The 17,550-nt window shown below is 69.3% G+C and carries 17 protein-coding genes; 9 read left to right on the forward strand and 8 right to left on the reverse strand.

The window, feature by feature from the left end; all coding sequences use genetic code 11:
• Window positions 1–3 precede the first annotated feature (3 nt).
• The gene (locus tag ACIBF5_RS24625; protein WP_396815230.1) at window positions 4–411 is read right to left on the reverse strand and encodes a YciI family protein; all 408 of its coding nucleotides are present in this window, start codon (window positions 409–411) and stop codon (window positions 4–6) included.
• A gap of 194 nt (window positions 412–605) precedes the next feature.
• On the opposite strand from ACIBF5_RS24625, the gene ACIBF5_RS24630 reads away from it, so the two are divergent.
• Window positions 606–1,070 carry a heme-degrading domain-containing protein gene (locus tag ACIBF5_RS24630; protein WP_396815231.1) on the forward strand — a complete coding sequence of 155 codons (465 nt, stop codon included), beginning with the start codon at window positions 606–608 and terminating at the stop codon, window positions 1,068–1,070.
• A gap of 35 nt (window positions 1,071–1,105) precedes the next feature.
• Here the strand turns inward: ACIBF5_RS24630 and ACIBF5_RS24635 are convergent, their stop codons facing one another.
• A complete protein-coding gene (locus ACIBF5_RS24635) occupies window positions 1,106–2,311 on the reverse strand; it encodes a DUF1996 domain-containing protein (RefSeq protein ID WP_396815232.1) in 1,206 nt (401 codons plus the stop codon).
• A gap of 362 nt (window positions 2,312–2,673) precedes the next feature.
• Here ACIBF5_RS24635 and ACIBF5_RS24640 point away from each other — a divergent pair, with 362 nt between their 5' ends.
• A complete protein-coding gene (locus ACIBF5_RS24640; RefSeq protein ID WP_396815233.1) occupies window positions 2,674–2,847 on the forward strand; it encodes a hypothetical protein in 174 nt (57 codons plus the stop codon).
• A 27-nt stretch (window positions 2,848–2,874) separates the two neighbouring features.
• On the opposite strand, the gene ACIBF5_RS24645 is transcribed toward ACIBF5_RS24640, so the two are convergent.
• A complete protein-coding gene (locus ACIBF5_RS24645) occupies window positions 2,875–3,420 on the reverse strand; it encodes a TetR/AcrR family transcriptional regulator (RefSeq protein WP_396815234.1) in 546 nt (181 codons plus the stop codon).
• 205 nt (window positions 3,421–3,625) lie between these two features.
• Here ACIBF5_RS24645 and ACIBF5_RS24650 point away from each other — a divergent pair, with 205 nt between their 5' ends.
• A complete protein-coding gene (locus ACIBF5_RS24650) occupies window positions 3,626–5,101 on the forward strand; it encodes an aldehyde dehydrogenase (RefSeq protein WP_396815235.1) in 1,476 nt (491 codons plus the stop codon).
• 31 nt (window positions 5,102–5,132) lie between these two features.
• Here ACIBF5_RS24650 and ACIBF5_RS24655 read toward each other — a convergent pair whose 3' ends face one another.
• Window positions 5,133–6,083: a D-2-hydroxyacid dehydrogenase family protein gene (locus tag ACIBF5_RS24655; protein WP_396815236.1), complete on the reverse strand. Its 951-nt coding sequence runs from the start codon at window positions 6,081–6,083 to the stop codon at window positions 5,133–5,135.
• A gap of 210 nt (window positions 6,084–6,293) precedes the next feature.
• Between ACIBF5_RS24655 and ACIBF5_RS24660 the strand changes: the two genes are divergently transcribed.
• On the forward strand, window positions 6,294–6,626 hold the full coding sequence (locus ACIBF5_RS24660) for an amphi-Trp domain-containing protein (RefSeq protein ID WP_396815237.1): 333 nt from the start codon (window positions 6,294–6,296) through the stop codon (window positions 6,624–6,626).
• A gap of 207 nt (window positions 6,627–6,833) precedes the next feature.
• On the opposite strand, the gene ACIBF5_RS24665 is transcribed toward ACIBF5_RS24660, so the two are convergent.
• Window positions 6,834–7,190 carry a winged helix-turn-helix transcriptional regulator gene (locus ACIBF5_RS24665; protein WP_396815238.1) on the reverse strand — a complete coding sequence of 119 codons (357 nt, stop codon included), beginning with the start codon at window positions 7,188–7,190 and terminating at the stop codon, window positions 6,834–6,836.
• 73 nt (window positions 7,191–7,263) lie between these two features.
• Between ACIBF5_RS24665 and ACIBF5_RS24670 the strand changes: the two genes are divergently transcribed.
• Window positions 7,264–8,268, forward strand: coding sequence for a zinc-binding alcohol dehydrogenase family protein (locus tag ACIBF5_RS24670; RefSeq protein ID WP_396815239.1), 1,005 nt, complete (start codon window positions 7,264–7,266; stop codon window positions 8,266–8,268).
• A 24-nt stretch (window positions 8,269–8,292) separates the two neighbouring features.
• Here the strand turns inward: ACIBF5_RS24670 and ACIBF5_RS24675 are convergent, their stop codons facing one another.
• Entirely contained in the window at window positions 8,293–9,504 is a 1,212-nt protein-coding gene (locus ACIBF5_RS24675; protein WP_396815240.1) for a glycoside hydrolase family 3 N-terminal domain-containing protein, read from the reverse strand.
• 144 nt (window positions 9,505–9,648) lie between these two features.
• Between ACIBF5_RS24675 and ACIBF5_RS24680 the strand changes: the two genes are divergently transcribed.
• Entirely contained in the window at window positions 9,649–10,062 is a 414-nt protein-coding gene (locus ACIBF5_RS24680; RefSeq protein WP_396815241.1) for a type II toxin-antitoxin system Phd/YefM family antitoxin, read from the forward strand.
• 60 nt (window positions 10,063–10,122) lie between these two features.
• On the opposite strand, the gene ACIBF5_RS24685 is transcribed toward ACIBF5_RS24680, so the two are convergent.
• A complete protein-coding gene (locus tag ACIBF5_RS24685; protein ID WP_396815242.1) occupies window positions 10,123–11,502 on the reverse strand; it encodes a glycosyl hydrolase family 18 protein in 1,380 nt (459 codons plus the stop codon).
• 209 nt (window positions 11,503–11,711) lie between these two features.
• Between ACIBF5_RS24685 and nhaA the strand changes: the two genes are divergently transcribed.
• Window positions 11,712–13,577, forward strand: coding sequence for a Na+/H+ antiporter NhaA (gene nhaA / locus ACIBF5_RS24690; RefSeq protein ID WP_396815249.1), 1,866 nt, complete (start codon window positions 11,712–11,714; stop codon window positions 13,575–13,577).
• A 49-nt stretch (window positions 13,578–13,626) separates the two neighbouring features.
• On the opposite strand, the gene ACIBF5_RS24695 is transcribed toward nhaA, so the two are convergent.
• Window positions 13,627–14,049 (reverse strand): YchJ family protein, encoded by a 423-nt coding sequence (locus ACIBF5_RS24695; protein ID WP_396815243.1) that lies wholly within the window; start codon window positions 14,047–14,049, stop codon window positions 13,627–13,629.
• A gap of 254 nt (window positions 14,050–14,303) precedes the next feature.
• On the opposite strand from ACIBF5_RS24695, the gene ACIBF5_RS24700 reads away from it, so the two are divergent.
• Together ACIBF5_RS24700 and ACIBF5_RS24705 are read left to right on the forward strand one after the other, a co-directional pair.
• On the forward strand, window positions 14,304–15,053 hold the full coding sequence (locus ACIBF5_RS24700; protein ID WP_396815244.1) for a hypothetical protein: 750 nt from the start codon (window positions 14,304–14,306) through the stop codon (window positions 15,051–15,053).
• Between the two features lie 26 nt (window positions 15,054–15,079).
• Window positions 15,080–17,095 carry a transglycosylase domain-containing protein gene (locus ACIBF5_RS24705; RefSeq protein WP_396815245.1) on the forward strand — a complete coding sequence of 672 codons (2,016 nt, stop codon included), beginning with the start codon at window positions 15,080–15,082 and terminating at the stop codon, window positions 17,093–17,095.
• The last annotated feature ends 455 nt before the right edge of the window (window positions 17,096–17,550 follow it).

The raw sequence follows: 17,550 nt of genomic DNA on the forward strand, positions 1-17,550 counted from the left end.
GGATCACTCCGTGATGGTGGGCGACGTGCCCAGGAACGGGCGCAGTTCAAGCCACTCGTGGATCGGCTTACCGCCCGCCCCGGGGGCGGCCGACAGTTCCCCGGCCAGTTCGACGGCGCGCTGGTAGCTGTCGACGTCGATCACCATCCAGCCGGCGATGAGGTCCTTGGTCTCGGCGAAGGGGCCGTCGGTGACCGGTGGACGGCCCTCGCCGTCGTACCGGACGAACGTCCCTCCGGGCGCGAGCGCCTGACTGTCGACGAACTCGCCGGTTCCCTCCAGTCGGGCCGCGAAGTCGTTCATGTACTGCACGTGGGCCGAGATCTCCTCCGGCGTCCACTGGTCCATGGGTGCGTCGTTCACCGAAGCCGGGGCGCCGCGGTAGTGCTTGAGCAGCAGGTACTTGGCCATCGTGGGTTTCTCCTCGGTACGGGTGCGAACAATTGTGGTCGCGTTCGTTGCGGGGACGAAGCCAGCCACGAGTTCTCGACATCGCCGAAGAAGTCTTTTTCGAGTCTCGTGGGCGTACCCGGTGGACCGTGCAGCCGGTCGCCGATCCTTCCTCTGTTTAGATGATCCGACGAACGAGGAAGGGACGGTACGCCGTGACGCCAGAGCTTCAGGAGCAGGAGGAACGCCTCCAGTTCGACCGCTTCGACCATGACGACGCCTGGGACCTGGGCAATCGCCTGGTCGGACTGGCCCGAGAGCGGAGCCTCGCCGTCACCGTCGACATCCGCCGGGGCGACCACCAACTCTTCCACTGCGCGCTTCCCGGCACGTCGCCCGACAACGACGACTGGATCGAACGCAAGATCCGGGTCGTCCGCCGGTTCGGACACAGCTCCTACCTCGTCGGCCAGACCTACCGCGACCGTGGCACCACCTTCGAGGAACAGTCCCACCTCGAAACGGCCCAGTACGCCGCGCACGGTGGCTGCTTCCCGATCATCCTCAGGGGCACCGGCCCGGTCGGCACCGTCACCGTCTCGGGCCTGCCCCAACTCGACGACCACCGCCTTGTCGTCGAGGCCATCGAACTCTTCCTGGACGCCAAGGGCTCCGAGTAGGGCCGTCTCGTGAACGGCCCTGTCTCGTCGTCGCGTTACTTCTGGTATCCGTAGTTGTCGCAGGTCCGGCGCTGTAGCACGCAGTTCTTGGTGCGCTTGTTCATGGTGTCGACGTCCCACATCACAAAAGCGTCACCGTGCATCGACGAGGCGCTCTTGCCTTCCTTGTCGGAGGAGAGGTAGTAGCCCGCCGGGGTGCCTTTCGCTCCGTACTGGATGTCGAAGGTGATCGCCGGGATCTTCACCGGGTGGCTGCGCGGGCAGGCGTTGCCCGCGCCGTACGCCACGTGGTCCTTGTGGTTGGGGCTGTCCAGGTGCTTGCCGTCCCAGCAGTCCGGGAACTGCATCATGAAGTGCAGCGTGGCGTCCCCGCCGCAGATGGGCCAGTTGCCGTTGGTGCTGCGGGCGATGCCGTCGAGGTCGCCGGGGCCGTAGAAGGCGCAGTAGAACTGGCCGGTCGCGCCGCGCGGTGTCGGTTTTTTCTTCTTGGCGTCGCCGGTGATCATGCGCAGGCCGTTGGGCATCGGCATCTGGCCGGTCGAGTCCTGCATGTGCGAGCGGTAGTAGACCCGGAAGCCGGTGGTCTCGACCGGCTTGCCGGTCGAGTTGTCGTAGAGCGTCGGCACCCAGTAGGCGGAGTGGTCTTGGACCGGCTTGCAGGTGGTGGCCGTGAACTTCGTCAGATCCTCGGCCACCGTGCCCGCGTCGACGGCCTTGTTCCCGACGAAGGAGTGCATGTGCGAGGCGCCGGGGAGGCCGGGGGCGACGATCGGGTCGTCCGGCAGTGAGTGGCTGTACTGGCAGTCTGCCCGGAACTCCGCGAGGTTGCCCACACCAGCCGGAACGGGGTCGATCTTCAATGCGTTGTACGCGTTGACCTGCGCTTTCCAGGCCGCGTCGTCGACCGGGACCCAGCCGGTCTTGGGGATCTTCGGCGGGGCAGCGGCCGAAGGTGTCGCGGCGGCGGACGGCGTCGCGGCGGCCGGCGTCGCGGCGGCGGACGGCGACGCGCCGAGCGCCTGCGCGGCCGACGGCGAGGTGTCCACGAGGGCGTTGGCCGCGTTCGACGGCTCGGGGTTGGTGGCGGCGTCGGCGACGTACACGACTGCGACCGCGACGACGATCACGACGGCGGCCACGCTGGCGGCCATGCTCCGCTTGTCCCGGGCGAGCCGTCGCAGGAGGCCCGGACGCGACGGCGGTGGGCTCGCGTCGGGTTCGCGGAACGAGGTGTAGGACACGGGTCACTTCCCAACAAGCAAGGCACGACAAGCTGACCGGACGGCCACAGCCGCCGTATGTTAGGCGCTTTCCGCCCGTACCCGATAGGTTCTTAAACCTTCCTTAAAGCACGCGGCACCGCCCGACGATCAGCGGCGCGGATTGGCGGCAGGCTGCTCGCCCGTCCTGAGTCGTTGTCGACTCATTTCATGGCCCGGCTGGCCGTCGATATCTGACCGGTGGCGTAGCGCGGTCCGGATCGGGAATGCCGTGGCTACCGCTCGTTCGCGTCGTTCAACGACCGGAGGGCAATGGCTTTCCGTCGCAGGAGATGAAGCAGTGGGCAACCGGCCGCTGACCGCCGTCCGGAACGGAGATCCCCATGGAAATTGTCTACTCGTCTGTGCAGGAACTGGAGCAGTCCCTTCGTGACGCGGCGGCGGCCCACGGCAGGCACGAGGCGGAAACCGGGCGTGAGGACCCGGACTGGCCCACCTGGTACGCCGACTACATGGCCCGTACCCAGACGGGGAAGTCGGTTTCGGATCAACCCTAGGGAGTACGTCATCTGCCAGCGCGTGGGTCAGCGCTGTCCGACCCCGTCGAGGAAGGTGGAGACGACCAGGTCGGCGGCCTGACCCGGTGCGAGGTCGGGGAAGTCGTGCGCCGCGTTGTCCACGAGTCGTCCGAGCGTGGCCAGGGCCCAGCCGTCCGGGAGGTCCGCTCGTATCAGACCCTCGTCGACCGCGCGGGCGAGGAAATCGCGGAGGCGACCGGTCTGCGCGTCGGCCCGCTCGGACGCCTCCGGGTCCTGTCGGATCAGGCGGCGCAGGTGCAGGGGCCACTGACGGCTGACCGGGATGATCGATTCGACGTAGCGGTGCAGCGCCACGGCGACCGGAGCCTCGATGAGTCGGGCCTCGTCGAGTGCCTCATCCGAGGCGTCGAGCTTTGCCACGTAGACGGCGGACAGGAGAGCGTCCCTGGTCGGGAACCGTCGGTAGACGGTGCGCCGGTCGACGCCCGCCTGCGCCGCGATCGTCGCGATGCTCGTCGCCGGGTCCTCCGCCAGCAGCCGTGCACCGGTGTGCAGGACGGCGTCGAGGTTGCGCACGGCATCGGCTCTCATGGCGCTAAGTGTACCCTCGGTGTGGCGGAAGACCTCTGCTGAGCTGCTCTTTTGTGACGGTTGTGGGCCCGACCGGGACGCCTGGGAGACGCGGCAGGGGTGTACGTCCACTTCCGTCCCTCCTTGGATGCTATGTGAAATGAAGTGTCACACAATCGTGGCGGTTGAGTGGTAGTTCAGCCACAGCGAACTAGCATTTGTGCGGATGAGGATCCGGCAGCAGGAGGACACCATGATCGTGCGTGACAAGCTCTACATCGGCGGCACGTGGACCGCCCCGAGCAGCCCCGACCTGCTCGACATCCGCTCACCCCACGACCAGTCGCTGGTCGGCCGCTCGGTGCAGGCGTACCCGGCTGACGTCGACCGCGCGGTGGCCGCGGCCCGCAGGGCGTTCGACGAGGGCCCCTGGTCGCGTACCTCCCCGGAGGAACGGCAGGAACTGGTCGTCCGGCTCAACGCGCTGCGGGAGGCACGCGCCGACGAGATCGCCGAACTGATCACGAAGGAGCGCGGCAACCCGCACTGGTTCAACAAGGCGGGCCAGGCCGGACTCACCCGTCAGGCCCTCGGATACCTCAAGGCCGCCCGCGAGTTCGGCTGGGAGGAGACCCTCGAATCCTCCATCCCCGGCGCGCCCTTCCGCAGCGTCGTACGCCGCGAACCGACCGGTGTGGTCGCCGCGGTCATCCCGTGGAACTCGCCCTACTCCGCCGCGCTGGCCAAGCTGGTCCCCGCCCTCCTGGCGGGCTGCACGGTCGTGCTCAAGACCTCGCCCGAGAACTCGCTGAGCATGATGGTGCTGGCGGAGATCTTCGACGAACTGGGCCTGCCCGAGGGTGTGGTCAGCGTCCTTCCGGCCGACCGCGAAACCAGCGAGTACCTGGTCGCGCACCCCGGCGTCGACAAGATCTCCTTCACCGGCTCCACCCGCGCGGGCCGGGCGATCGCGGCCGTCGCGGGTCGACAGCTCAAGCGCGTGGGGCTGGAACTCGGCGGGAAGTCCGCTGCGATCATCCTCCCCGACGCGGACCTCACGCAGGTCGTACCGTCGCTGAAGTTCTCCTGCCTGGCCAACAACGGCGAGGCGTGCATCGCCCAGACCCGGATCCTCGCCCCGCGCTCCCGGTACGAAGAGGTCGTCGCCGAACTCAAGGACCTGCTGGAGAGCCTCAAGGTCGGCGACCCGTCGGACGACGACACCTTCGTCGGCCCGCTGGTCCGGGCCGACCAGCAGGAGCGCGTCCGTGACTACATCCGCCTCGCCGTCGAGGAGGGCGCACGGCTCGTCACCGGCGGACCGGAGTCCCCGGAGGGACTGGAGCGGGGCAACTACGTCAAGCCGACGCTCTTCGCCGACGTCGACAACTCCATGCGGATCGCCCGCGAGGAGGTCTTCGGTCCGGTCCTGGTGGTGATTCCGTACGAGGACGAGGAGGAAGCGGTCCGCATCGCCAACGACTCCGAGTACGGGCTCAGCGGCGGGGTCTGGACCGCCGACGACGCGCACGGCCTGGAGATCGCACGACGGGTGCGTACCGGCACGTTCACGGTCAACGGCGCCCCGATCGGCTTCGACGGTCCGTTCGGCGGCTTCAAGACCAGTGGCGTCGGCCGCGAGTACGGTGCGGCCGGCCTGGCCGGGTACGTCGAGCAGAAGACCATCACCGTCCCCGCCTGAGGACGCCGCTCAGAGTGCCTGAGGACGCCGCTCAGAGCACCCGCACCGGGCGTCCGGCCAGGAAGGCGTCGATGTCCTCCACCGCGTCGCCGTAGAACACCCGGTAGGTCTCCCGGGTGACGTAACCGAGGTGCGGGGTCAGCACCGTGTTCGGTGCCGTACGCAGCGGATGGTCGGCGGGCAGGGGTTCCACGTCGAAGACGTCCAGCGCGGCGCCGGCGATCCAGCCCTCCCGAAGCGCGGTGAGCAGGGCGGCCTCGTCGATGATCGGCCCACGTGCGGTGTTCACCAGGTACGCGTCCGGGCGCATCGACCGCAGTTCGGCCGCGCCGATCAGTCCCCGGGTCCGGTCGCCGAGCTGGAGGTGGATGGTCACGATGTCCGAACCGCTGAACAGCTCTTCCTTGCTCACCGCGCGTACGCCCAACTCGGCGGCGTGTTCCGGACGGAGGTGCTGACTCCACGCGACGACCTGCATCCCGAACGCCCGGCCGACCGTCGCCACCTGGGCGCCGAGCCGGCCCAGCCCGACCACGCCGAGAGTGTGCCCGGCCAGGTCGCCGCCGATGGTGCTCTGCCAGCCGCCGGTCCGTACCCGCTGCGACTCGGCGGGAACCTGACGTACGAGTGCCAGGATCAGGGCCCAGGTGAGTTCCGCGGTGCCGGTGGGCACCCCACGGGTGCCGGTCACGGTGACGCCCCGTCGCTTGGCCGCCGCCAGGTCGATGGCGACGTTGGCCATCCCGGTGGTGACCAGCAGACGTAGCCGGGGCAGTCGGTCGAGTACCGCCTCGGGAAAGGCGGTCCGTTCCCGCATCGCCACCACGACCTCGGCGTCGGCGAGCCGTTGGACGAGAACCTCGGCGTCGTCGATGTGGTCGGTGAAGACGGTCAATTCGACCTGTTCGCCGAGCCTCTCCCAGCCACCGAACTCGCGTGCCGCGTTCTGGTAGTCGTCGAGCACCACGACCTGAACGGCCATCCCCGCCTCCCGCGTCATCCCGGCCCGCCAGGCTGTGGCTGTCTCCGCAGGTGACGGGCCTTTCCTTTGACGATCATGGCACGCTCGCGCGGGCGTCGCACCGGATGCCCGGAAGGTCGTGTCCGGTCGACGCCGGCGGGTGTCGGCCCGGCGGCTGACCCACCGGACCCCTGCGCACATCGTCCTCAGTGGAATGCGAGCATGTCCGGCATGGGAATTTACGAGGACGCTCGTGAGGTATCGCGGGCCGATCTGGCCGCGTGGTTGCGTCAGCTGGCGAGCCAGTTGGAGACCGGTGGACAGCTCTTCTACGGTGCCGCCGGTGCGGTGACCGTCGCCGACCAGGTCCGGTGCGAGCTGGAGATCGAGCGGGAGAGCGACACGGAGATCTCGGTCGAGATCGAGTTCTCCTGGACCACCCCCGCTCCGGCCGAGGCCCCCGAATCGTCCGACGAGGCGGAGGCTACGGAGCAGGACGAGGAAGCGAAGGACGAAGAGGAGAAGCCCGCGGAGGGCGAGGCGAAGCCCGCCGAAGAGGCATAGGCAGGCGTACGGTCCGTCCGCGGATCTTTACGGTGGCGGGACCATCCGCGCCACTGGACAGGTAGGTCGAACGGCTCGTCATCGGCATGCTGGTGGCGAGCTGTTCCGATTGCCGAGCTGTTCCGATTGGCAAGCTGTTCCGATTGTCGAGCCGGGCCGAGCCGAGCCGGTGCCGACGTGCCGTCACCCGCGCCCCGGTCACCTTGTTCAGCCAGGAAAGCGGTCGATGTTCTGCTCGACCCAGGTCCGCAGGTGCGCCAGGGGCTTGCAGGCGTCCTGCCCGAGTGGGGTGAGTGCGTACTCGACGTGCAGTGGCACGGCGGGATAGACGGTCCGGTCGACCAGCCCGTGATCTTCGAGGCGCCGGAGGGTGTTGGTGAGCACCTTGGGGCTGATGCCCTGGAGGCGGGCCCTGATCGCGCCGAAGCGCTGCGGCCCCTGCTCAAGCGCGCCGAGGGCGAGGGCGCTCCACTTGTTCGCGAGCAGGTCGAGCATGTCGCGGCAGGGGCAGGCAGCGGCGTAGACGTTGTTGGGTCCGCAGGTCTCGGTTGCGCTGTGGTTCATCCGGGCACCGTACTACCCAACGGAAACTACGATCCCTTGACGGTAACTATCGCGTCGGGGATAGCGTCCCGGTATGAACGATGCAATGCGTGCGGTGGGTTACCGCCGAAACCTGCCGATCACCGACCCGGAGAGCCTTCTCGACGCAGAGGCCCCGATTCCCACGCCCGGCCCCAACGATCTTCTCGTACGGGTCGAGGCCGTCTCGGTGAACCCGGTCGACGTCAAGGTCCGGGCCGGCGTCGACCCCGGCGGCGAGCTGAAGGTGCTCGGATTCGACGCGGCCGGCGTGGTCACCGCGGTCGGCGACCGGGTGAGCCGGTTCACCGTCGGAGACGAGGTCTACTACGCGGGCTCGATCGGCCGGCCGGGCAGCAACGCCCAGTACCACGTGGTCGACGAGCACGTGGTCGGACACAAGCCGACGAGCCTGTCCTTCGCCGAGGCGGCGGCGCTCCCGCTGACCACGATCACCGCGTGGGAGGCGCTCTTCGACCGGTTCGCCCTGACCGAGAAGAGCACCGGTACGCTGCTCGTCCTCGGGGCGGCCGGCGGGGTCGGATCGATGGCGGTCCAGCTCGCCCGTACCCTGACCGAGCTGACCGTGGTCGGCACCGCCTCCCGGCCCGAGTCCCGCCAGTGGGTCACCGATCTCGGCGCCCACCAGGTGGTCGACCACCGGAACCTGGTCGAGTCCGTGCGTTCCGTCGCCCCGGACGGCGTGGACTACCTGATCAGCCCGTTCACGGCGGGCAACGTCGAGAGTTACGCCGAGATCGTGCGACCCGGGGGTCACATCGTCGCGATCGACGAGCCCGAGGGGCTGGACCTGCTGCCACTCAAGGCGAAGAGCATCAGCTGGCACTGGGAGTTCATGTTCACCCGGCCGCTCTTCCTCCCCACCGACCCCGCCCAGCACGAGTTGCTCGAAGAGACCGCCCGGCTGGTGGACGCCGGACGCCTGCGTACCACGATGACCACCCAGCTCGGGCCGATCGACGCGGCGAACCTGCGGCAGGCGCACGAACTGCTGGAGACCTCCTCGACCATCGGCAAGGTGGTCATCGCCGGCTTCTGACCCCGGCAACCGGGTCGACGCCGGTCAGCCCTTCGGGCGGAGGGCGTCGACCCGGGCCACCGACTGGTCGATCCGGGCCTCGGTGATCCGACCGGTACGGACCAGGTTGACGACGTCGTCGAGGGTCTGGTTGACGATGTTCGGGTCGTACGTCTGCTGGTTTCCGAACACGAGCAGGTCGAGCCCGGCTTCGAGGGCGAGTGCGACCGCCTCGTCCCGGCCGAACTTGCTGGAGATCGCCACGGCCTGCATGTCGTCGCTGACGACCGGGCCCTTCCAACCGAGTTCTCCCCGGAGCAGGTTCGTCACGACCGCCGGTGAGAGCGAGGCCGGGAGCTTCGGGTCGAGCTGGCTGTTGAGCAGGTGGCCCACGAGGATCGAGTCGGCGTTGCCGCTGGCGATCAACTTCTGGTACGGCACCAGTTCGTTGCGGTGCCAGGTCTTGCTCACGTCGACCACCGTGAAGTCGGTGTTGCCGGTGGCGCTGCCCAGCCCGGGGAAGTGTTTGAGTGAGGTCTTCACTCCGGCTTCCCGGTGGACCTTGATCTCCTCGGTGGCGTTGGCGACGACGATGTCCGGATTGGCGGAGAAGCTGCGGTCCAGCTTGCCGATCGCGGGGTTGTTCGGGTTGACGTCGAGGTCGACGACGGGTGCGTAGTTGAGTGTGATGCCGACCGACGTGAGGCTGTGGACCAGCCCCTGCGCCCAGGTGCGGGTGGCCGCCGGGGAGTTCTCCGCCCCGATCTCGGCCTCCGACCGGGTGGCGGGGAATCCGTTGCTCGGGTTGAGCCGGGCGACGCGCCCGCCCTCCTGGTCGATCGAGACGATCAGTCGTCCGGGCGAGGCCCCTCGCAGGCTCTTGACGAGCGCGGTGACCTGCGCTGGCGAGGTGATGTTGCGTGGGGCGTCGGTCTGGAGGTCGCGGTCGAAGAGGATCACGCCGCCGAGACCCTCGCGTACGGCCTTCATGATCCAGTCGTTCGCGCCGACCTGTTCGCCCCGGAAACCGACCACGAGCAGGCTCGCGATCTTGCGACGGAGTGCCGCCTCGTCGAGCGGCGCGGTTCCGGCCGCCCGGGAGGTCGGGGACTGTGGCGCGCTGGGCGACTGCGGGTTCGGCTGCGGCCTGGCCGTCGTTGACGACCCACAGCCGACGAGACCGGCCGCGACCGCGGCGGAGCCGGTGGCCGTGAGTAGCGAACGGCGGGTCAGGCGGGCATCCTTCACCTGGTTCACGCTACGACCGTCGTCGTGACCGGGTAGCCATATCGTGGCTCTTCGACGCCCCGGGCGGGTGAAGGCGGACCGATGGGCGGGCGAAGGCGGACCGATGACGGCCCGGGAGTCTGGATTGTCGTACCCCGGCGGCAACATGTGTCCATGGCTGCCCCCGCCCTGGACCAGGATCTCGACCGGTCCCGCGTGCTGTCGCTGCGCGAGGCCCGCACCCGGCTGACCCAGCTTGTCGCCCTCGCCGAACTCACCGACACGGTCACCGTCATCGCCCGCGACGGTGACCCGCGACCGATCGCCGCGATCGTGCCGGCACCCGCGGCGCGCACCGTCGCGCGGGCCCGCGCCGACGCCGACCGGGTCGCCGAGGTCACGGCGGGCTGGGCCCGCCGCCTCGACGAACTGCACCAGCAGAGCGCGCGTCGCCACGCGGCCGAACTGCGGGCGGTGACCGACGCTCTCGCCGAGGCGTGGGCCGAACTCGACCGCCGGGTCGTCCCGGGAAGCGACCCGGCCCTGCTCCGGCTACGCGCGGCCCACGCCGACCTGCTGCGCGGCTGACCCACTCGACCGTGCGGCGGAGTCTCTCCACCGCGCGGCCGGCGGGTGGGCCGGTGTGGCTCAGCGTGACTGGAGCGCCTTGACGTTGTCGCCGAAGGTCCAGTTCTTCGAGCCGTCCCAGTTCAGCGACCAGGTCATCAGCCCCTTGAGCCCGTTCTGGTAGGTGTTCCACGCCTGCGCCACCAACGCGGGCGACATGTAGCCGCCTCCGGCTCCCGGCTGCGCGGGCAGGCCGGGCACCTGCTTGTCGTACGGCACCCGGATGGTGGTGCCCTGGACGACCAGACCCGTGTTCAGGCAGTTGGTCTGCGCGGTGAACCCCTGCACGGTGCCGGCGGCGTACGAGTCGCCGGAGCAGCCGTACATGCTGCCGTTGTAGTACTGCATGTTCAGCCACCAGAGCCGGCCGTTGTCGGCGTACTTCTTCACGATCGGCAGGTAGGCACCCCAGATCGACCCGTACGTGACGCTGCCGCCGGTGACGTACGCGGTCTCGGGTGCCATGGTGAGCCCGAAGTTGGCGGGCATCTGGGCGAGCACGCCGTCGATGATGCGGATCAGGTTCGCCTGCGACGTGGACAACTGGTTGATGTTGCCGCTGCCGGTCAGGCCGGTCTCGATGTCGATGTCGATGCCGTCGAAGTTGTACCGCTTGAGGATCGGCACCACGGTCGCGACGAAGCGGTTGGCCACGGTGCTGGAGCTGAGGTCGATGCCGGCGGTCGCGCCTCCGATGGAGAGCAGGATGGTGAGCCCCGCCGCCTTGGCCTGGCACATTTCGGCCGGGGTCGCGACCTTCACGCCCACGTCCATGCCGTCCTCCCAGAGGACGGTGCCGTCGGAGCGGATGACCGGGAAGGCCGCGTTGATCACGTTGTAGCCGTGGGTACGGATGCGCTGGTCGGTGATCGGGATCCAGCCGAGCGGGGGGTGCACCCCGTTCGCCGCGCCGTCCCAGTTCTCCCAGTACCCGTGCAGCACCTTGCCGGCCGGCCGCGACTTCACCGCGCACGTCTCCGACCCCGGCGGGGAGGTGGTCGTCGGGGTGGGAGTCGGGGTACGGGTCGGCGTGGGCGACGGGGTGGGAGTCCGGGTGGCCGTGGGGGAGGGCGTCGGGGTGCGGGTCGGGGTCGGGCTGCTACCGCCGTCGCAGGCGCCGAGGTCGCGCCAGAGGGAGGCCGCCGCGACCGGGTTCCAACCGGCTCCGGGTGGTGGTGTGTGCGTCACCAGTGCCTCGTAGAGCCGGCCGTTGTAGGTCACCCGACTTCCCACCGGATAGGTGACACCTTCGGCCCAGGGTGGTGACGTACAGACGACGAGGACGGCTGGCGGAGCCCCGTCAGCCGGTGCGGCGAGACCGTTCGGTGCCGCGACGAGCCCGGTCGCGATCGCCGTTGCGGCACCGGTCACCAGGGCGATTACCTCACGTCGAAACCTCATGACACCCACCCCCATCGATGGCCGGGAGCCTATCAGTTAACTTTGCTAAATGTAACTGTGTCGATTTCTCGTGGCCTGCGCTCCCGCGCCGCGAAAGTGAACTTATCGGTAAGCATCGGACATATAATCGGTTCTGTTGGTGAGGGAGCAGATGATGTCTTGTGCCGTGACGGCGCGGAGCCCGCGTGGCTGACCATCCTCCTTCCGGGATGCTCGGCCGGACGACCTGGACCCATGGCCTCGCCGCGCCGCTGCGCACGTTCATCCGTACGGAGGCGGGCAGCGCGGGCGTGCTGGTCGCCGCCATCGCCGGGGCGCTGCTCTGGGCGAACCTCGACCCCCACTCGTACGAGGTGCTCTGGCAGACCCGGTTCTCCATCGAACTCGGCAACTGGAGCGTGGGCTACAACCTGCGCACCTGGGTCAACAGCGGGCTGATGACACTCTTCTTCCTGGTCGTCGGGTTGGAGGCGCGCAGGGAGTTCGACCTCGGTGACCTCCGCGACCGGCGGCGCTTCCTGCTGCCGGCGTTCGCCGGGATCACCGGCATGCTGCTCCCGGTCCTGATCTTCCTACTGGTCAACCAGGGCGGACCCGGCGCGCACGGCTGGGGTGCGGCCATGTCCACCGACACCGCGCTCGCCCTCGGCCTGCTCGCACTGCTCGGGCGGGACGTACCCGAGCAGGCGCGGGTCTTCCTGCTGACCGTCTTCGTGGTCGACGACCTGCTCGCACTCGTGGTCATCGCCGTGGTCTACAGCGAGCACATCAGGATGCTGCCGCTGGTCCTCGCGGTCGTGTTCTTCGCCGTCGTGCTCGGGCTGCGGGTGCTGGGCGTACGGCGAGGCGTCGTCTACGCCCCGTTCTGCGTCGCTCTCTGGGGTGCGTTGCTGGCCAGCGGGGTCGAGCCGGTGGTGGCCGGGCTTCTCATCGGGCTCACCGCCAGCGCCTACTCACCGGCCCGGGGTGCACTCGAACGGGCCAGCAAGCTGTTCAAGCTCTACCGTGAGCAGCCCACCGCCGAACTCGCCCGCTCCGCCACCCTCGGACTGGCCCGGTCACTCTCGCCGAACGACCGGCTCCAGCGGTGGTACCACCCGTGGTCGAGCTACGTCATCGTCCCGCTCTTCGGACTGGCCAACGCCGGCATCACCATCGACGGCACGCTTCTCGCCCACGCCTTCACCTCGCCGATCACCCTCGGCATCCTGCTCGGGTACGTCATCGGCAAACCGGTCGCGGTGGTCGGCGTCTCGTGGCTGCTGGCGCTGGTCAGCCGGGGCCGGATCCGCCCCACGGTCGGCTGGGCGGCGGTCCTCGGCAGCGGCACCATCGCCGGCATCGGCTTCACCGTGTCGTTGCTGATCGCCACCCTCGCCTTCGACGGCCAGCAACTCGTCGAGGCGAAGGTCGGGGTGCTCGCCGCGGCCCTGGTCGCCTCCCTGCTCACCTGGACCGTCTACCGGATCACGGCGGCACTGCCGAAGGCCCGCAAGGCCCGTGCCCTACTCGGCGTGGCCGAGCAGTTGGTCGACCTCATCCCACCGGTCGACCCGGACCGCGACCACGTACGGGGACCGGAGGACGCCTCGGTGACGGTGGTCGAGTACGGCGACTTCCAGTGCCCGTACTGCGGCCAGGCCGAGCCGGCGGTACGCGAACTGCTCGCCGACGCCGACCTGCGTTACGTCTGGCGCCACCTGCCGCTGACCGACGTGCACCCGCAGGCGCTGCTCGCGGCGGAGGCGGCCGAGGCGGCAGCCGCCCAGGGCGCGTTCTGGGAGATGCACGACCTCCTCCTCGACCACCAGGACAAGCTGACAATGCCGGACCTGCTCGGTTACGCCGACCGGCTCGGCCTGGACCGGGAGCGGTTCCGGGAGGGGTTGCGCTCGGAGACGTACGCCGGACGGGTCGCTCGCGATCTCCAGTCGGCTGACCTGAGCGGTGTCTCCGGCACCCCGACGTTCTTCATCAACGAGCAGCGCCACTACGGCGCGTACGACATCGACACCCTGACCCGGGCGATCAAGATCGCCCGCGCCCGTGCCCGGATCGGTGCCGCCCCAACCTGACAGCCGCCCACCCGCCCCGCCCGTCACGTCGCGTCGGAGCCCTCGCCGGTCAGTGCGACTCGTCCGCGTCGAGGTAGACCCACTGTCCGTCCTCGCGGACAAAACGGCTCCGCTCGTACACCGTGTTGGTCTGTCCTGATTCGCGGTAGTGCGCCCGGAACTCGACCGTGCCCGTGGTGTCGAAGAGGCCACCCTGTTCGGCGCCGAGGACGTCGAGCCGGGTCCAGTGCTGCCGGGGGTCGAGCGTCAGCCGGGCCGGCCGGGTGGTGGAGTGCCAGGTCCGCGACAGGTAGTCGGCGTCCCCGACGGAGAAGGCGCTGAACCGGGACCGCATAAGCTGCTCCGCCGTCGCCGCGGTGGTCTCCCGCCGGTGCAGGCGGCCACAGCAGCCACCGTACGGCTCGGTCGAACCGCAGGGACAGAGGCGGGTCGATGGGTCGGCGGTCGCTCGACGGGCAGGGCGTTTCGGCACAGGATCATTCTGACCCAGTGGGCGTCGAGGACGTCGTGCGTGGCCGGTCGTAGGTGACGAAGCGCTCCAGCACGGCACCGTCGGCGACGAAGAGGACAGAAGCGAATCTTCATCAGATCTTAGGCAACGGCTGATTCGGTTGCCGGAGTTTATGAGGTGTGCACGAAGAAGGACTGACGCCCGACGGCGAGCGGAGCGTCCGACCCCGCCCACGGTGGAAGAGGCGCCTCGTGACGGCGGCGACCCTCGCATCGGTGCTTCTGGTCACGGGTGTGGTCGTGGGCCTGCCCCGGTGGCGGGCAGCCGACGAGGTCACCCGGGCCGACCCGGGTTGGTCCGCCTGGGCCATGCTCGACCGGAAGACCCTGGAGGTGACCGGATCCCGCAACGCGGCGAGCCCCAACCGGGTCGAGCTGATGGTCGCGGTCTGGATAGCCGCCGACGACCTGCGCCGGCTGTCCGAGCGCGGTTTCCAACCCAACGCCGCCGAACTCGCCGCGCTCTCCTCGGTGCTCAGATACGGCGACGACCAGGCCGCCCAGACGTTCTACCGGCGTAACGGCGGGGACCAGATCATCCAGCGGCTGATCGAGCTCTGCGGCCTGGTCGATACGGCGATCCGCCCGGGGTGGTGGTCGCTGACCGAGATGTCGTCGAACGACGCCGTACGGATGGGTGCCTGCATCGCCGACGGGCGGGCCGCCGGCTCCCAGTGGACGAAGTGGGTGCTGGACGAGATGCGGCAGGTCCCCAGGGAGGAGCGGTTCGGCATCGTCGTGACCCTCCCCGCCGACCAGCAGGGCGCGGTGGCGATGACGAACGGCTGGACACTGCACGTGAACGAGGGGCTGTGGGTGGTCAACTGCCTGGCCATCGCCGACAACTGGATCCTCGCCGTGCAGACCCGCTACCCGCAACGGATCGGCGACCTCGGCCACGGGGCGAAGACCTGCGCAGACATCGCCCGGCAGGTGCTGCCCCCGATCCTGGGCGGGGCGAGTTGACCGGTGGGTTCGCCACCACCCTTGCCGTGGCGCGCCGCGTCGGCCGGTCCGGCCTGCTCGGGCTACGCCGGCTGGTCACCCGGCGCTGGCTACGGTGGACGGCGGCGGGCGTGGTGCTGCTGATCCTCGCGGCCGGTGGGGTGGTGGTGGCGTACGTCGCCTCGGTGCCGGTGCCGAAGGAGCCGACCGTGGTGCAGGCATCGGTCCTCTACTACCGCGACGGGAAGACCATCCTGGCCCGGGTCGGGATCTCCGACCGTACCGACGTGACCCTGGACCAGATTCCGCTCGCGGTACGCCGGGCGGTGCTCGCCGCCGAGGACCGCAGCTACGACGAGCACGTCGGCGTCTCGCCCCGGGGGGTGTTGCGGGCGGTCTGGGCGAACCTGTTCAGCGGTGCCTCCGAGGGCGCCTCGACCATCACCCAGCAGTACGCGCGCAACGCCTACCTGACCCAGGACGTCACCGCCGAACGCAAGGCCAAGGAGTTCGCCCTCGCGCTCAAACTGGAACGGAAGTACACAAAGGACGAAATCCTCCAGCGTTACCTGAACACGATCTACTTCGGACGCGGCGCGTACGGCATCCAGGCGGCAGCCGCCGCCTACTTCGGCATCTCGGTCGAGCAGCTCACCCTCACCCAGGGTGCGGTGCTGGCCAGCCTGATCAAGGATCCGTGGGCGTTCGACCCGGTGGTGGACCCGGTCGGCGCGCGGGACCGGTGGAAATGGCTCGTCCGGTCGATGGAGACACTCGGCTGGGCCGCCCCCGGCACCGCCGACGGCGCGTACCCGACGGTCACCGACCGGTCACCGAACCGGCAGGCGTTGAGTGGGCCGCTGGGTCTCGTCGTCGACGCGGTCGAGAACGAACTCGTGGCGAAGGGCATCTCCCGGCAGGTCCTCTACGCGGGCGGGTTGCGGGTGGTGACCACCCTCGACGTCACGGCTCAGCGGGCTGCGATGGAGCGGGTCGAGAAGGCGCTGATCGAGCAGCCGTTCGGCCTCCAGGCTGCGCTGGTGGCCCAGGACCCGGCCACCGGCGGCATCCGGGCGTACTACGGCGGGGACCGGGGCAGCGGCTACTTCGACTACGCGCAGGCGCCCCGGCCGCCGGCCGCCACGTTCAAGCCGGTCACCGTCGCCGCCGCGCTGCACTCCGGCATCCCGTACGACACTCGCTGGAACGGCAGCAGCCCGCGAATCTTCAAGGACCGGTTCGGCGTGCCCCTCTACAACCCGAACAACTTCCAGTGCCGGGACTGCACCCTGGAAGACGCGCTGTCGTTGTCGCTGAACACGCCGTTCTACGCCGCCGCGCAGAACATCGGGCCGGACAAGGTCCGCAAGCTGGCCACCAGCCTCGGCATCCCCGACAAGTACGGCAGCCAGCGCACCCTGGTCGACGCGAAGAACGAGCCGGCCGCCGGACGTACCCGGGCCGACATCGCCCTCGGCCGTTACCCGGTCGCGCCGGTCGACCTGGTCGGCGTCTATGCCACCCTCGCCTCCGGCGGCACCTACAGCGAGCGGCACTTCGTCGACTCGGTGGAGGATGGCGAAGGGCGCCGCCACTACTCGGCCGCACCCCGGCGCAGCCGGGCGGTGAGCGAGCAGGTCGCCGCTGACGTCGGTCGGGCCATGGCCACGGCGTTGGACTCCCGGTCCCTGGTGGCGGGGCGACCGGTGGGGCCGAAGCCGACGGTCACCAAGCCGCCGCAGCCGCCGATGATCGCCGAGCGGGGCGCCAACCGCCCTGAGCCCGACCGACCCGCCGCCGGCATCGCCGGCAGCCAGATCCTGGGCGACGGCCCGGACACTCAGGACGCCTGGATGGCCGGCTACACCGCCCAGCTCGCCACCGTCGTCTGGGTCGGCCACACCAACCCCGGACCGGTACGCGACATGGCCGGCAAACCGATCACCGGCGACGGCCTACCACTGACCCTCTGGCGCGACTTCCTCACCGACGCGCTCGCCGGCCAACCGGCAAACCCGCTCCCGTCAGCGGCAAACCCCGGCGGTCATCGCGTCACCCGGTGATCCCGCAGCAGGGCTGTGCCATGAGACATGGGTCGCTGACTTCCGCTTCTGCCGATGAGCGGTAGTCCGTCAGCCTCGCTGACGAGCCTCGTAGGCGCGCATTACTCGGACCGTGGGGTCCGTGCTTTCCAGCGTGAGCAGACGGTCGGTCAGCAGAAAACCAGGCAAGGAGAACCGGGCCGCATGCTCGCGCTCGGACAGCACGAACGTTCCACCCCGCAGCGCCGGCTGCCACCCGTGTTCAAGGGCATAGCTGATGAGTGCCCGTACGTCGGCGGGTGCAGGATAGGCGCCGTCCGTCGCACATGCTCCCCACGGCGCTGGCCAGGCCAGCGATAGCAGATCCGCCTGGAGTGCCTGACTAGTAGTGCTTTGTCATGATCTGAGTGGGTAGTTGGGTTTTGTTGTGGGGAACCGTGTTTTGCAGGTGGGGCAGACGCCGGCGAGGCGGACGA

Source organism: Micromonospora sp. NPDC050417, from assembly GCF_044458865.1.
Classification (GTDB): Bacteria; Actinomycetota; Actinomycetes; order Mycobacteriales; family Micromonosporaceae; genus Micromonospora_G.